Raw genomic sequence first — 15,533 nt, 5'->3', positions numbered from 1 at the left:
GTATTCCCCGCAAGAGTGACGCGCGGTGACACCACCGGCGGGCGAGCTCCCGCGGCCCCGTGTGCCGCCCCGTATGCTGCCACAGCACATCGCATGCAGCGGCAGAACGGGAGAGGCACATGGGATCCGGCAACGCCCCCCTGAAAATCGGGGTGATCGGCCTCGGTGACATCGCCCAGAAGGCATACCTGCCGGTGCTCGCCTCCCTGCCGGGGATCGAAGTGCACCTGCACACCCGCACCCCCGCCACCTTGGACCGGGTCGGTGACGCCCTGCGGCTGCCGCACCGGCACACCGCGCTGGAGGCCCTGCTCGACCAGGGGCTCGACGCCGCCTTTGTGCACGCGCCCACCGACCGGCACGTCGAGATCACCGAGGCGCTGATCGAAGCGGGCGTCCCGGCCTATGTCGACAAGCCGTTCGCGCCCGACCTGGCCGGGGCGCGGCACCTGGTGAACCTCGCCGAGCAGCGCCGGGTCAGCCTGATGGCCGGCTTCAACCGTCGCTACGCGCCGGGCTACGCCCAGTGCGCGGACCACCCGCGCGATCTGATCCTGATGCAGAAGAACCGGATCGGGCTCGCCGAGGCGCCTCGGCCGGTGGTGTTCGACGACTTCATCCACGTCGTCGACACCCTGCGCTACCTCGTGCCGGGACCCGTCGAGCACACCAACGTCCGCGCCAAGGTCCGCGACGGGCTGCTGCACCACGTCGTCCTGCAGCTGTCCGGTGATGGATTCACCGCCATCGGCATGATGAACCGGATGAGCGGCTCCACCGAGGAGATCCTCGAAGTGAGCGGTGACGACACCAAGCGCCAGGTCGTCAACCTCGCCGAGGTCATCGACCACAAGGGCCAGCCGACGCTGCGCCGCCGCGGCGACTGGGTTCCGGTCGCCCGCCAGCGCGGCATCGAACAGATCATCCTGGCCTTCCTGGACGCGGTGCGCAGCGGCAAGCTGCTCGACGCCCAGGACGCGCTGCGCACCCATGAACTCTGCGAGCGGATCGTCACCGCGATCGGCGAGCAGACCGCCTGACGCGCAGCGAGACCTCGTACCCCGCGGCCACCACGACGAGCAGCAGCGCGAGGTGCGGCACCCAGTCGCCGAACCGGACGTACGGGCTGCGGCCCTCCGACAGCGGCACCTGGTACACCGCCGCCTTGCCGGCGCTGGTGCCCAGCCACGAGCCCACCGGCCGCCCCCGGCCGTCGTAGACCGCGCTCACCCCGGTCAAGGTGGCGTGCACCATCGGACGCCAGGTCTCGGCCGCCCGCAGAGCGGCGAGCGAGGCGTGCTGGGGCGGCGCCCAACTGCCCTGGAACGACGAGGTGGACGACTCCGCCACCAGCAGTTGCGCCCCGCTGTCGACGAGCTTCCGGCTCATGTCGGGGAAGGCCGACTCGAAGCACACCAGCGGTCCGAAGCGCAGCTGCCCGGCCGTCATGATTACCGGGTGGTCGCCACGCCGCCGGTCCTCGCCCGCCGCCTTGCCGACCGAGGTGGCCCAGCCCAGCATCGAACGGAACGGGATGTACTCGCCGAACGGCACCAGGCGCATCTTGTCGTAGCTCTCGCCGGTGACCCCGTCGGCGCCCACCAGCACCGACGTCTTGGAGATACCGCGCCCGTCGGCCCGTTCGGCGTCCACGTTGACCAGGACGTCCGCGTCGACCTCCCGGGCGAGCGTGGCGAGCCGGTCGGCGAGGTCCGGCCGGGATGACAGGTCGAAGCCGACGCTGCTCTCGCCCCACACCACCAGGTCGACCCGCTGCCCGACCAGGGTGCGGGTCAGTTCCTCCTCGCGGTCGAACCGCTGCTGCGCGCCCTCGATCACTCCGGGCTGCACCACCGCCACCCGTACGGTCCCGGTCCGCTCCGGCACCGGCGCGCCCAGCCACACGGCGGTCGTGCCGACCGCCACGGCGGCCAGTGCGGCGCCTGCCGGAGCGCGTACGGAAGGCGCCGCGATCAGCGCGGCCACCGCCGTGTTCACCGCCACGACCAGCGCGCTGATCAGCCAGACCCCGCCGATCGACGCCAGCCGCAGCGCGGGGGCGACCTGCCACTGGCTGGCCCCCAGCAGCCCCCACGGGCCGCCCAGGTACTGCCAGGAGCGCGCCAGTTCGACCATCAGCCAGCCGCACGGCGCCAGCACCAGGGCGGCGGCCACGTGCCGTGCGTCGGGGCTGCCGCCCAGCGTCCGCCGCAGCAGCCAGCCCCACGGCGCCCAGAAGGTCCCCAGCAGCAGGGCCAGCACGACGATGAAGACGTTGAGGCTCGGGAACAGCCAGTGGTGCACGGCCAGCATGAAGCCGGCGCCGCCCAGCCAGCCGTCGAGTGCGGCGCGGCGGCCGGTCGGGGCGGAGCGCGCGAGCAGGATCCACGGCACCAGCGCCACGTAGGCCAGCCACCACAGCGACGGCGCGGGGAAGGCCAGCGCGGGCAGGGCGCCCGCCGCGGCCGCGGCGAGGCCGCGTACCCAGGGCGAGGTGAGGCGGGATACCTGCCGGTCGGCTGTCACCGTCATACCCGCTCCCTTGTGAGTGTTTTTCCAGTGTCGAGGGCGCGAGCCGTGCTGCACAGAGGGCGACGTACCGGTGACCCGGCGTGTCCCGTGTTGACGGCCCACGGCAGTCGGGTGCCCGGCGCCGCTCAGGGCATGCGGTTCCAGGACACCAGGACCGGACGGCCGTGCTCGCTGCCGATCCGGCTGACGGTACCGGTGGCCAGCTGGAACAGAGCGCCGTCCGCCGGCGGGAGTCCCAGCCGGCGGGCGGTCAGCACCCGCAGGAAGTGGGCGTGGGCCACCAGGACGATGTCGCCGTCGTCCCCCAGGTCCCGGAACGCGGCGTCCACCCGGGCGAGCACCCGGTCGGCGCGTTCGCCCACTTCCTGCGGCGACTCGCCGGGGTGCCCGGGAGCGCCGGCCACGCCGTCGGTCCACAGGTTCCACTCCGGCCGCGTGCGGTGGATCTCGATCGTGCTGACGCCCTCGTAGCCGCCGTAGTCCCATTCGTGCAGATCGGGTTCCACGGTGGCGTGCGCGAGGCCCGCCAGCTCGGCGGTGTGCACCGCGCGTGTCAGAGGGCTGGTCAGCGCGAGCGAGATCTTGAACTCCGCCAGCAGGGGCGCCAGACCGCGCGCCTGCTCTTCGCCCCGGGCGGTGAGCGGCAGGTCGGTGTAGCTGGTGTGCTGCCCCGACGCGCTCCACTCGGTCTCGCCGTGCCGGACCAGGATCAGTTCACCCATGGCAGGTCCCTCTTCTCTTGACGTGCTCAACCCCCGCGACGCTACGCCCAGCCACGCGTACGGCCGCGCACCCCCCTGCTCCGCCGTGTCAGCTTCCGGCGGGAGTGAGCTCCGCCACCGGTTCCGCGGCCCCGGCGCTCTCGTGCCGGCCGTACCAGGCGACGGCCACCGCGCCCGTCACGGCCAGGACGAAGCCGGCGATCGCCACCCAGCCGAAGCCGTCGCGAGAGGTGTCGCCGAGCCAGAGCACGCCCAGGATGCCCGGCACCACCGTCTCGCCGACCACCAGGGCGGCCGTGGCGCCGTTGATCGAACCGATCTGCAGGGCCACCGTGTGGAGGTACATGCCGCCGATGCCGGCGACCAGGATGGCGTAGAGGGCGGGGTCCGCGAGCAGCGTCGGGAGGTCGAACGGGTCCACGCCGTCGAGCACGCGCACGCCGACGCCCAGGGCGCCGAAGCCCAGCCCGGACAGCAGCCCGGCCAGGATCGCGCCGCGGGTGCCGAGGCGGCGCACCAGCAGACTGCCGGCTCCGATGATGGTCACGGCGGCCACCAGCAGCCACCAGTGGGTGGCGCGCGGGGTGTGGCCGCTGCCTTCGGGGCCGGCCGCCGTGGCCAGCAGCACCAGGGCGGAGCAGACGACGCCGATGGAGGTCCACTCGGGGCGGCTCAGCCGGATGCCGAGCATGCGGATGCTCAGCACCGCGGTGATCACCAGGTTGGCGCTGATCACCGTCTGCGAGAGGAACAGCGGCAGCAGCCGGGCGGCCAGTGCCCCGAGCCCGAAGCCGATGAAGTCCAGCACCGTTCCGAGCATGAACTCCCAGGTCACGGCGGCCTTGGCGGTGGAGGACAGGCTCGGTCCGCCGTGCTCTGTGGTGCCGGCGGTGGAGGCGGCGGACGCCTCGCGGCGGGCGGACTTACGGGATCCGACGGCCTGGAGGACCGACCCCGTGCCGTAGCAGGCCGATGCCGCGACGGCTGTCAGAAGGCCGATGTACACCAAGAGCTCCGTTCGTTCCCGTACCGCTTCGTGCCGCGGAGATCCTCTCCTCCGGTCTACTGGACGCGCTCCGGAGGGAGAAAGTTCCGTAAACCGGGCGCCGAGCGTCCGGCCGCCGCACCGGCCGACCCGCCCGCGCCCCGGCTCGGCGATCTTCCGTTCGCCCCGGCGGCGGTCACATCGTATGGTCATCGGAAATAGCTGGTAGCGGCCGGGTGAGCGCGTTGTGGATCATGTGCGGGGGAACGGATGTCGCTGGGTCGCCGGGTGGTACTCGCCGCTGGAGCGGGCGGATTCCTGGCGGGCTGCGCCGCGTCGTCCGACCCCGGCGAACGGCCGCGGGGCCCGTCTTCCCGGCCCGGCTCCGCCACGGTCCGCACGCCGCCCCCGGCCCCGCCGTCCTCGGCGTCCGCCCCGCCCGGGCCGGCTCCCCGGGCGACCCGGGTCGCGACCGTCGCCCGCTACGGCCGGATGACCCCCGTCAGCTGGGGTTTCACCGCCCCCGGAGTGGTCACCGAGCTGCCGCCCGCCGCCGGACGGGCGATAGCGCTGACCTTCGACGCGTGCGGCGGGCCGGGTGGCGGGGGCTACGACCGGGAGCTGATCGACCTGCTGCGGGCCCGCAAGGTGCCCGCGACGCTCTTCCTGAACGCGCGCTGGACGGACGCCAACCGCGCCCGCTTCGACCAGCTCATGAGCGATCCGCTGTTCGAGATTGCCAACCACGGCACGCGTCACCGGCCGCTGTCGGTATCCGGCCGCTCCGCGTACGGCATCGCCGGGACGCGCGACGCGGGCGAGGTCTTCGACGAGGTCGCGGGTAACCGGGACAAGCTCACCGCCCTGCTCGGGCATCCGCCGCGCTTCTTCCGGTCCGGCACCGCGTACTGCGACGACGTCGCGGCGCGCATCGTCGCCGAGTTGGGGGAGCGGTTCGCGGGTTTCAGCGTCAACGCCGACGCCGGCGCGACGTTCACCCCCGCCCAGGTGCACCGCGCCGCGCTCACGGCGACCGCCGGATCGATCGTCATCGGCCATATGAACCATCCCGCGGGCGGTACGGCCGAGGGTATGGCCCGTGCCCTGCCGGCGCTGCTCGCGTCCGGTCATCGGTTCGTCCGGCTCTCCGACGTGGTGCACTGACGGCCGTCCGGAAGCCCCGGGACCAGGTGCTTGAACTTTCAAGGCAATTGCTTGAAGTTTCAACCGAGCCGGCGTACCGTCGGAAGGGTCCCGCCACCACGGTGCCGACCGATGTGAGACCAGGAGCGTCACCATGCCCGTACGCCGCCTCAACCACGCAGTGCTCTACATCCGCGACGTCCCGCGCGCCGTCGAGTTCTACACCGACGTCTTCGGTTTCAAGGTCGACGTGGAGATCCCCGGCCGGGCCGCGTTCCTCAGTGCGAAGGAGACCCTCAACGACCACGACCTCGGCCTCTTCGCGCTCGGGGCGGACGCCCCCGGCCCCGAGCAGGGCCGTGTCGGCCTCTACCACCTGGCCTGGGAGGTCGGCACGCTCGGCGAACTCGCCGAGACCGCCGCCAAGCTGACCGAGCGCGGCTCGCTGGTCGGCGCGACCAACCACGGGGTGTCGAAGTCCCTGTACGCCAAGGACCCCGACGGCAACGAGTTCGAGGTCATGTGGCGGGTGCCGCGCGCGGACTGGCCCGCCGGGGGCGAGCCGCAGCTGCGGGCGCTGGACCTCCAGGAGTCGATCGACCGCTGGGGCCCGGACCTGAAGACCGGTGCGGCCGCCGGTTCGGCCACCTGATCCACCCCTGCCGTCGCTCCGCGGGCCGGTCGCCGTTCGCCTTCCGGGCGCCCCCGGCGGCGGTTTCCGGTCGAGAGCGGTGGGCCGGGAACGCTCAGGGCGCCACGTCATCCCAGCTCACGGACGTGCCCAAGAGCGCGCCACGCGCGAGTGTCCGCATGCTGGACGGTTCGCCGGGTGCGCGCGAGGCCGTCGCTGAGCTGGCCGTATCGAACAATGAGCCATCATGCGATCACGCACCGCGACCGGAAGTGATCGTGCGAGGTGCATCCGTTCGAACGCCGCCGCCATACTCCTGTCCGTTATCCGCAACCAACGGAGAAGGAGTGTTCGGAATGCGATACACCCTAGGTGCGATCGGAGTGGGCGCCGCCCTGGCCCTCAGCTGTGCGGCGGGCGCCGGTGGGACCGCTCGGGCCGCGTCCGCCCAGCCGCAGAGCCTGTACGCGCCCTCGTCGATGGTGCTGACCATCGGCAAGGGGGAGGACCCCGCGACCGCCACGATCCAGCGCGCCGCGCTGCTGCGCTGTAGCCCCACTGCCGGTGGCGACCACCCGGACCCGCAGACCGCGTGTACGGAACTGGCCCTGGCGGGCGGGAACTTCGAGGCGCTGTTAGCTTCCGACCCCGACCGGATCTGCCCCAAGATCTGGGATCCGGTGGTGGTCACCGCGGACGGGGTGTGGCAGGGCAAGCGGGTCTCGTACCGGCACACCTACGCGAACTCCTGCGCCAAGGGGGGCGGTACCGGGCCGGTCTTCGCCTTCTGAGCCGGGGGTGAACGCCTGCACCGAGGTGTGTCGCGGCTGTTGTGACACCTGCCACTCGGGTCAAACCCGACAGGCCGTGTTCATCTTGCACCGGTAACGTGCCCTTCGGCCCCAACGCCGTGGCGCGGGATGTCGTGGAGCGCGCGTGCTCCACGGCCCCGGCGGAAGTCCCTGCCGGCGGCGTGTGCCGCCGTCGAAGCGGGCCGCGACGGTCCGGTCCCCCGGATCCCGACCGCGGCACCCGGCAAGCAGTCCACGTACCTCGGAGGGTAAGACATGCGTCCGTTCCTGGCCGGCATTGATCGGATTGACGCGCGCTGTGCGCCGCCGTCCCTCGCACCGGCCGGGAACGGGGGCGCTGCATGACGCTGGCCGAGGCACCCGGGCTGACGCTCGACACCGTGGCCGACCCGGCCGAGTCGCCGGCACGACCCCGCGCGGTCTTCTCCGCCAACGGTCCCGCGCCCGAGCGGACCCTGCTCGACATCCTGGCGGAGACCACCCGCAGGCACCCGAACGGCGCAGCCGTCGACGACGGTTCCACGGCGCTGAACTACCGCGCGCTGGCGGCGGAGACCGAGGCGCTGCGGCTGCGGCTCGCGGCGGCCGGGATCGGCGTCGGCGACCGGGTCGGCATCCGCGTGCCGTCCGGCACCAACGATCTGTACGTCTCGATCCTCGCGGTGCTCGCCGCGGGTGCCGCCTATGTGCCGGTGGACGCCGAAGACCCCGACGAGCGCGCCGAGTTGGTCTTCTCGGAAGCGGGCGTCAGCGCCGTCATCGGCGCGCACCGGGAGATCCGCTCCTGCGGCACCCCGCACGGCGTCGTGGGACGGCGGCCAGGACCCGACGACGACGCCTGGATCATCTTCACCTCGGGCTCGACCGGCAAGCCCAAGGGCGTCGCCGTCACCCACCGCAGCGCCGCGGCGTTCGTGGACGCCGAAGCCGGGCTCTTCCTGACCGAGGAGCCCATCGGACCCGGGGACCGGGTGCTGGCCGGGCTGTCGGTCGCCTTCGACGCCTCCTGCGAGGAGATGTGGCTGGCCTGGCGGTACGGCGCCTGCCTCGTCGCCGCGCCGCGCTCGCTCGTGCGCACCGGACTCGACCTGGGCCCGTGGCTGGTCGAACAGCGCATCACCGTCGTCTCGACCGTGCCCACCCTCGCGGCGCTGTGGCCGTCCGAGGCGCTCGACGACGTCCGGCTGCTGATCTTCGGCGGCGAGGCCTGCCCGCCCGAACTCGCCGAGCGGATGGCCGTCGAGGGCCGCGAGGTGTGGAACACCTACGGTCCGACCGAGGCCACGGTGGTCGCCTGCGCCGCCCAGCTCACCGGCGAGGACCCGGTCAGGATCGGCCTGCCGCTCGACGGCTGGGACCTGGCGGTGGTGGACGCGCGCGGCGACGTCGTGCCCATGGGCGAGGTCGGCGAACTCGTCATCGGCGGGGTCGGGCTGGCCCGCTACCTCGACGCGGCCAAGGACGCCGAGAAGTACGCTCCGCTGCCCGCGCTGGGCTGGGAGCGCGCGTACCGCAGCGGCGACCTCGTCCGTGCCGACGCCGAAGGACTGGTGTTCATCGGCCGGGCCGACGAGCAGATCAAACTGGGCGGGCGCCGGATCGAACTCGGCGAGGTCGACGCGGCGCTGCAGGCGCTGCCGAACGTCGCGGGCGCGGCGGCCGCCGTCCGCACCACCCGGGGCGGCAACCAGATCCTCGTCGGCTACGTGGTGAGCGCGGAGCGGGACACGGCCGGCGACACCCCGGCCGACCCAGAGGCACCGGGCAGCGAAACCGGCGCCGCGTTCGACCCCGTCGACGCGCTGCGCCGGCTGCGCGAGGCGCTGCCTGCCTCGCTCGTACCGCTCATCGCGGTGGTCGACACCCTGCCCACCCGGACCTCGGGCAAGGTCGACCGGGCCGCGCTGCCGTGGCCGCTGCCGTCGGTGGACACCTCCGGGCAGGAGAGCCCGCTGGAAGGCACCGAGGCGTGGCTGGCGGAGCAGTGGGCCGAGATCCTGGGCACCTCCGTCGGCTCCGCCGACGCCGAGTTCTTCGCGATCGGCGGTAGCAGCCTCGGCGCCGCCCGCCTGGTCGCCCTCATCCGTGCGCGCTTCCCGAACGTCTCCGTCAGCGACATCTACCAGAACCCGGCGCTGGGCGCGCTGGCCCGCGTGCTGGAGGCGTCGGACGCCCGCGAGAGCGCCGTGCGGACCGTACGGCCCACCCCGCGGCGCGCCGCCGCCGTACAACTGGCGCTGATGATCCCGCTGCTGACGTTCCCGGGGCTGCGCTGGGCCGTGGGGATCGCCGCGCTGAACAACGTGCTCGCCCGGTACGCGGACTTCGCGTGGGCGCCCGCCGTGTCCTGGTGGTGGGTGGCGCTGGGCTGGCTGCTGTTCGTCAGTTCCGCCGGCCGGGTGGCCGTCGCGGCCGGCGGCGCGCGGCTGCTGCTGCGCGGCGTCCGCCCGGGTACCCACCCCCGCGGCGGCAGCGTCCACCTGCGGCTGTGGACCGCGGAACGGCTGGCCGAGCGCGTCGGCGCGAACCGCCTGACCGGCACCTGGATCACCCACTACGCCCGCGCGCTCGGCGCGCGGATCGGCGCGGACGCCGACCTGCACTCGCTGCCGCCCGTCACCGGGATGCTGCGGCTCGGCAAGGGCTGCGCCGTCGAGCCGGAGGTCGACCTGTCGGGCCACTGGCTCGACGGTGACCTGCTGCACATCGGCAAGATCCGCATCGGCGCGGCGGCCACGGTCGGCGCGCGCAGCACCCTGTTCCCCGGCGCCCGCGTCGGCAAGCGCGCCGAGATCGCGCCGGGCTCCGGGGTGATCGGGGCGGTGCCGGCCGGTCAGCGCTGGTCGGGTGTTCCGGCCGCGCGCACCGGCAAGGCCGCCCACCGCTGGCCCGGCAGCCGGCCGCCGCGCACCCGGCGTTGGTCCCTGGTCTACGGCCTCACCTCCACCGCGCTGGGCCTGCTGCCCGCGCTGGCGGCGCTGCCGGGACTGCTGACGCTGCTGTCGTTCGTCCGCGGCGAGTCCGCGCCCGGCGCCGTGCTCGCCGCCGCGCTGATCGCCGTACCGCTCGCCACCGCGGTGTCGCTGGCCGCCTACGCGCTGCTCGTCCTGATCCTGGTCAGGGCGCTGGGCGCCGGGCTGCGCGAGGGGTACCACGCCGTGCACGGCGCCGTCGCCTGGCGGGCCTGGGCGACCGAGCGGCTGATGAGCGCCGCCCGCGTCGTGCTCTTCCCGCTGTACGCGAGCCTGTTCACCCCGGTGTGGCTGCGGGCCCTGGGCATGAAGGTCGGGCGGCGCGTCGAGGCGTCGACCGTCCTGGCGCTGCCCGCGATGACCACCGTCGGCGACGGCGCGTTCCTCGCCGACGACACGATGGTCGCCACCTACGAACTGGGCGGCGGGTGGATGCGCATCGCCGCCGCCCGGGTCGGCAAGCGGGCGTTCCTGGGCAACTCGGGGATGACCGCACCGGGCCGCTCGGTGCCGAAGAACGGCCTGGTGGGTGTGTTGTCCTCGACGCCCAAGGGCGCCAAGGCGGGCAGCTCCTGGGTGGGCATGCCGCCGATGAAACTGCCCCGGGCGGCCGAGGTCGGCGACCAGAGCCGCACCTACGACCCGCCCCGCGCCCTGATGACGGCGCGGGCCGCCGTCGAGCTGTGCCGGGTCGTCCCGGTCATGTGCACCGTCGCCCTCGCGGTCCTGGTCGCCGGCGCGTTCGAGGCGCTGGCGGGCACGGCGGGATTCGCCGTCGCCGCGCTGTGCGGCGGCCTGCTGCTGGCGGCCGCCGGCCTGGTGGCATGCCTGGTCGCCGCCGCGGCGAAGTGGCTGCTGGTCGGCAGGTTCCGCACGGTCGAGCACCCGCTGTGGAGCTCGTTCGTGTGGCGCAACGAGCTCGCCGACACCTTCGTCGAGGTGCTGGCCGTGCCGTGGCTGGTGGGCTCGGTCCCCGGCACCCCGCTGATGAACCTGTGGCTGCGGACGCTCGGCGCGCGCATCGGCCGCGGCGCCTGGTGCGAGACGTACTGGCTGCCGGAGGCCGACCTCGTACGGGTCGGAACCGGGGCCACCGTCAACCGGGGCTGCGTGGTGCAGACCCATCTGTTCCACGACCGGATCATGCGCATGGACACCGTGGAGCTGGGGGATGGCTCAACCCTGGGGCCGCATGGCATCGTGCTTCCCGGTGCGACCGTCGGACCGCGCACCACCATCGGTCCCGCGTCGCTCGTCATGCGCGGCGAGTCGGTGCCCGAGGGCACCCGCTGGCTCGGCAATCCGATCGCCGCCTGGCACACCGACCGGCACGCAGAGGGGACCCGCAGTTAGTGAACAAGGCACCGGGGGGCGGCCGCGCGGCCGCCCCCGCCAGACCCGGGGCATCCGTCTCCACCGATTCGTATCTGCCCCAGCACGGCAACGGCGGCTATCACACGGTGCGCTACGACCTCGAGCTGGACTTCCGGCCGAGCGCCGACCGGCTCTCGGGGCGGGCACGGATCTCGGCGGTCGCCGACCACGCGCTCTCCGAGTTCAGTCTCGACTTCGGGACGTTCCGGATCGACCGGGTCCTGGTGGACGGCAAGCGGCCCGCCCGCTACACCCACCGTGCCGGGAAGCTGCGGGTGCGCCCGGCCCGTGAACTGCCCGCGGGAACGGCCTTCACCGTCGAGGTGCGCTACGTCGGCACCCCGCGGCCGATCCGCAGCCGCTACTGGGGCGACCTGGGCTGGGAGGCGCTGGAGTACGGGGCTCTGGTGGCCGGCCAGCCGATCGGCGCGCCCTCGTGGTTCCCCTGCAACGACCACCCGTCCGACAAGGCCGTCTACCGCATCGCGGTGACGGCGCCTTCGGTGTGCACGGTGCTCGCCAACGGGACCCTGGAGTCGTGCACCATCGGCGGTTCCACGACGACGTGGGTCTACGAGCAGCGGGCACCGATGGCCAGCTACCTCGCCAGCGTCCAGATCGGCCCCTATGAGCTGGTGGAGCACCTCGGCGGCCCGATCGCGCAGCCCGCGGCCGTTCCGACCGGACTGCTCGTCCCGTTCGCCCACGACTTCGGCCGGCAGCCGCAGATGATGGAGCTGTTCCAGGACCTGTTCGGCCCGTACCCCTTCGACGACTACGCGGTGGTCGTGGTCGACGAGGAGCTGGAGGTGCCGGTCGAGGCGCAGGCCCTGTCGGTGTTCGGCGCCAACCACGTCGACGGGCGGCGCGGCTTCGAGCGCCTGGTGGCCCACGAGCTGGCCCACCAGTGGTTCGGCAACAGCCTCACCGTCGCCGACTGGCGGCACATCTGGCTCAACGAGGGGTTCGCCTGCTACGCCGAATGGCTGTGGTCGGAGGCCGCGGGCGGCGCCCCCGCCACCGTCCTGGCCGCCCGGGCGCGGACCCGGCTCGCCGGACTGCCGCAGGATCTGCGGGTCGGCGACCCGGGCGTCCAGTGGATGTTCGACGACCGGATCTACAAGCGCGGCGCGCTCACGCTGCACGCGCTGCGCACCACCATGGGCGACACGGCCTTCTTCGCGCTGCTGCGCACCTGGACGTCGCAGTACCGCCACCGCACCGTCAGCACCGAGCAGTTCACCGCCCTCGCGCAGCAGTACACCCCGCGCCCACTGGACGCCCTGTTCACCGCGTGGCTGCGCGAGCCCGCGCTGCCGGCGCTGCCGGGGCCCCGGTAACCCAGCACGTCCCGCGCCACGCTGACCCGCCATCAGACACGCCCGGATAGCGAGCGCAATACACGGATATGTCATACAAACTGCATAGGATCGGCGTCGCAATATGGGATGAATCGGTTTGACTAGGAGACGCCCGTGCCCGGCACTCCCCACCTCCCCCGTCGCGGACGCCCGCGGCACCTCGCCGTCCTGCTCGTCGCGGCGCTGGCGACGAGTCTGACGCCCGCGGTGGCCGGCTCGGCGGCGCAGGCCGCGCCGGGCTCGGCGCCCGTCCCCTGCGGGATCACCACGGCGGCGCTGAACCGGCCCGCCACCGCCTCGTCGACCGAGCGGGCCGACACCCCGGCCGCCGCGGCGTTCGACGGCAACGCCGGCACCCGCTGGTCCAGCGCCGCGGCCGACCCGCAATGGCTCCAGGTCGACCTCGGCGCCGCCACGGAGATCTGCGGAGCCCAGCTGGCCTGGGAGGACGCGTACGCGAAGGCCTACCGGATCCAGGTCTCCGACGACGGCACCGACTGGACCACGCTCTACGACACCACCGCGGGCCAGGGCGGCATCGAGACGGTCACGCTGAGCGGCACCGGCCGCTATGTGCGGATGACCGGCCTCCAGCGAGCCACCCAGTGGGGCTACTCGCTCTGGGAGTTCAGCGTCCTGACCCCCGGCGGCACCGGCGGCGTGCCCGGCGGCGGCGACGGCACCTGCCCATGGGCGGGCTCCAGCGCCCCCGTGGCCGACCGCGTCACGCAGCTCATGGCGCAGATGACGCAGGCCCAGAAGATCCAGATGGTCCACGGCACCGGCAACAGGACGCCGTACGTGGGAAACCTGTCCCCGATCGCGTCCCTGTGCATCCCCTCGGTGGGCCTCCACGACGGCCCCGGCGGGGTGGGCGGCGGCCTGACCGGCGTGACCCGGCTGCCCGCGGCCGTGGCGTCCGCGGCCACCTGGGACACCGCGCTGCAGCAGCAGTACGGCGCCGTCGCCGGGCAGGAGTTCGCGGGCAAGGGAGCCGACGTGGCCCTCGGCCCGACGCTCAACATCGTGCGCGACCCGCGCTGGGGCCGGGCCTTCGAGACCTACAGCGAGGACCCGTACCTGTCGGGGGAGATGGCCGTCGCCGACATCCGCGGCATCCAGAGCCAGGGCGTCATGGCGCAGGCCAAACACGTGGCGGTCTACAACCAGGAGACCAACCGCAACGGGCCGAAGGACAACGCGGTCGTCGACACCCGCACCCTGCAGGAGATCTACCTGCCCGGGTTCCAGAGCGCGGTCGGCAGGGGCGCGGCCGCCTCCGTGATGTGCGGCTACAGCACCGTCAACGGCGCCTACGACTGCCAGCACCCGTACCTGCTGAACACCGCCCTCTACCAGCAGGCGGACTTCGGCGGCTTCGTCACCAGCGACTGGGGCGGGACGCACTCCACCGTGGAGTCCGCGAACAGCGGCATGACGATGGAGATGCCGGGCGGGTCCTTCTACTCCAACCTGCTGGCCCAGGCGGTCGCCGACGGCAAGGTCACCCAGGCCACGCTCGACACCATGGTGAGCCGGGTGCTCACCCAGATGTTCGCCTTCGGGCTCTTCGACAAGGAGCGCACCGGGTCGACCACGGCCGTGGTGACCTCCGCCGCTCATCAGGCGACCGCCCGTCAGGTCGCCGAGCAGGGCAGCGTCCTGCTGAAGAACACCGGGGTGCTGCCGCTGTCGACGGCGTCGACGCACTCGATCGCGCTGCTCGGCCCCGACGCCGGCGCGGGCGTGCGCAGCGTCGGCGGCGGCAGCGCCGTCGTCACCAGCTCCGGCACCGTCTCACCGCTGGCCGGCATCCAGAACCGGGTCGCGGGCACCGGCACCACCGTCCAGTACGCCGACGGGCAGGACATCGCGGCCGCGGTCGCGCTGGCCCGCGCCTCGGACGTGGCGGTCGTCTGCGTCGGGTACATGGAGGGGGAGGGCGCCGACCTGAAGGGCATCGATCTGACAGCCGCGCAGAACGACCTGGTGACGCAGGTCGCCGCCGCCAACCCCAGGACCGTGGTCGTCCTCAACACCGGCTCCGCGGTCACCATGCCGTGGCTGAACCACGTGCAGGCCGTGCTGGAGGAGTGGTACGCCGGGCAGGAGGTCGGCAACGCCGTCGCCCGGCTGCTGTTCGGCGACACCAGCCCGTCCGGGAAGCTGCCCGTGACGTTCCCGGCGAGCCTGGCCGACGTGCCCGCGCACACCGCCGCCCAGTGGCCGGGCACCGACGGCACCGTGCAGTACTCGGAGGGACTGAAGGTCGGCTACCGGTGGTACGACGCCGGCGGCGCCACCCCGTTGTTCCCGTTCGGGTTCGGACTGTCATACACGACGTTCTCCTTCTCCGGCCTGCAGGTCGGCACGCCGGACGCGAGCGGCGACACCACCGTCTCCGCGACCGTCACCAACACGGGCGCCCGCGCCGGTGCGGAGATCGCCCAGCTCTACGTCGGCGCTCCCGCCGTGACGGGCGAACCGGTCCGGCAGCTCAAGGGGTTCCAGCGGGTCGAGCTGCAGCCGGGGGAGAGCCGGCAGGTGCGGTTCACCGTCACCGCGCACGACCTGGCGCACTGGTCGGACACCGCGGACGGCTGGACGACCACCCCGGGCGACTACCGGATCCTGGTCGGCGACTCGTCCCGCGACCTGCCGCTGACCGGGACCCTGACGGTCGCCGCGCCGCTCTCGGCCAGGACGGTGACCGCCACCGCCAATGCCGCGGGCAGCGTCACCGTGGCCAATCCGCACGGCATGAGCAGCAGGACCGGGGTCCCGGTCCGGCTGGCGATCGCGGCCCGGGTCACCGGAACGGCCGCGCCCGGCCCGGTCTTCACCGCGACCGGGCTGCCCGCGGGGCTGTCGATCAGCCCGGCCGGGGTGATCTCCGGTACGGCGACGGCCCCGGGTACCAGCACGGTCTCCGTCAGGGCGACCGGCCCCACCGGCGCGATCGGCACGGCCGGCTTCGTGTGGACCGTCAGCCGGTCCTGAC

Annotated in this window: 10 protein-coding genes; 7 read left to right on the top strand and 3 right to left on the bottom strand. The window is 73.3% G+C overall.

Going from position 1 to position 15,533, the window contains the following annotated elements:
• Positions 1-140: 140 nt before the first annotated feature.
• Positions 141-1,040 (top strand): Gfo/Idh/MocA family oxidoreductase, encoded by a 900-nt coding sequence (locus M2266_RS03830; protein WP_277441058.1) that lies wholly within the window; start codon positions 141-143, stop codon positions 1,038-1,040.
• On the opposite strand, the gene lnt is transcribed toward M2266_RS03830, so the two are convergent.
• The 3 genes from lnt to M2266_RS03815 all read right to left on the bottom strand — a co-directional run bounded on the left by lnt (position 1,012) and on the right by M2266_RS03815 (position 4,260).
• Positions 1,012-2,532 (bottom strand): apolipoprotein N-acyltransferase, encoded by a 1,521-nt coding sequence (gene lnt, locus M2266_RS03825; protein ID WP_277436829.1) that lies wholly within the window; start codon positions 2,530-2,532, stop codon positions 1,012-1,014. The genes M2266_RS03830 and lnt overlap by 29 nt on opposite strands.
• A 125-nt stretch (positions 2,533-2,657) precedes the next feature.
• On the bottom strand, positions 2,658-3,254 hold the full coding sequence (locus M2266_RS03820; protein ID WP_277436828.1) for a histidine phosphatase family protein: 597 nt from the start codon (positions 3,252-3,254) through the stop codon (positions 2,658-2,660).
• A gap of 88 nt (positions 3,255-3,342) precedes the next feature.
• Positions 3,343-4,260: a hypothetical protein gene (locus M2266_RS03815; protein WP_277436827.1), complete on the bottom strand. Its 918-nt coding sequence runs from the start codon at positions 4,258-4,260 to the stop codon at positions 3,343-3,345.
• 249 nt (positions 4,261-4,509) lie between these two features.
• Between M2266_RS03815 and M2266_RS03810 the strand changes: the two genes are divergently transcribed.
• From M2266_RS03810 to M2266_RS03785, 6 genes are all read left to right on the top strand, one after another.
• Positions 4,510-5,403 carry a polysaccharide deacetylase family protein gene (locus tag M2266_RS03810; RefSeq protein WP_277436826.1) on the top strand — a complete coding sequence of 298 codons (894 nt, stop codon included), beginning with the start codon at positions 4,510-4,512 and terminating at the stop codon, positions 5,401-5,403.
• A 133-nt stretch (positions 5,404-5,536) separates the two neighbouring features.
• Positions 5,537-6,034 (top strand): VOC family protein, encoded by a 498-nt coding sequence (locus tag M2266_RS03805; protein ID WP_277436825.1) that lies wholly within the window; start codon positions 5,537-5,539, stop codon positions 6,032-6,034.
• Between the two features lie 335 nt (positions 6,035-6,369).
• Positions 6,370-6,804, top strand: coding sequence for a subtilase-type protease inhibitor (locus M2266_RS03800; protein WP_277436824.1), 435 nt, complete (start codon positions 6,370-6,372; stop codon positions 6,802-6,804).
• 362 nt (positions 6,805-7,166) lie between these two features.
• Positions 7,167-11,150: a Pls/PosA family non-ribosomal peptide synthetase gene (locus M2266_RS03795; RefSeq protein ID WP_277436823.1), complete on the top strand. Its 3,984-nt coding sequence runs from the start codon at positions 7,167-7,169 to the stop codon at positions 11,148-11,150.
• A complete protein-coding gene (locus M2266_RS03790) occupies positions 11,150-12,511 on the top strand; it encodes a M1 family metallopeptidase (protein WP_277436822.1) in 1,362 nt (453 codons plus the stop codon). Before M2266_RS03795 ends, M2266_RS03790 begins: the two co-directional genes overlap by 1 nt.
• 135 nt (positions 12,512-12,646) lie before the next feature.
• Complete coding sequence (locus M2266_RS03785; protein ID WP_277436821.1) at positions 12,647-15,532, top strand: glycoside hydrolase family 3 C-terminal domain-containing protein; 2,886 nt, start codon at positions 12,647-12,649, stop codon at positions 15,530-15,532.
• The last annotated feature ends 1 nt before the right edge of the window (position 15,533 follow it).

The sequence above is a fragment of the Streptomyces sp. SPB162 genome, from assembly GCF_029504575.1.
Lineage (GTDB): Bacteria > Actinomycetota > Actinomycetes > Streptomycetales > Streptomycetaceae > Actinacidiphila.
Note: the sequence above shows the minus strand (reverse complement) of the source record. Positions and strands in the feature narration are given on the sequence as shown.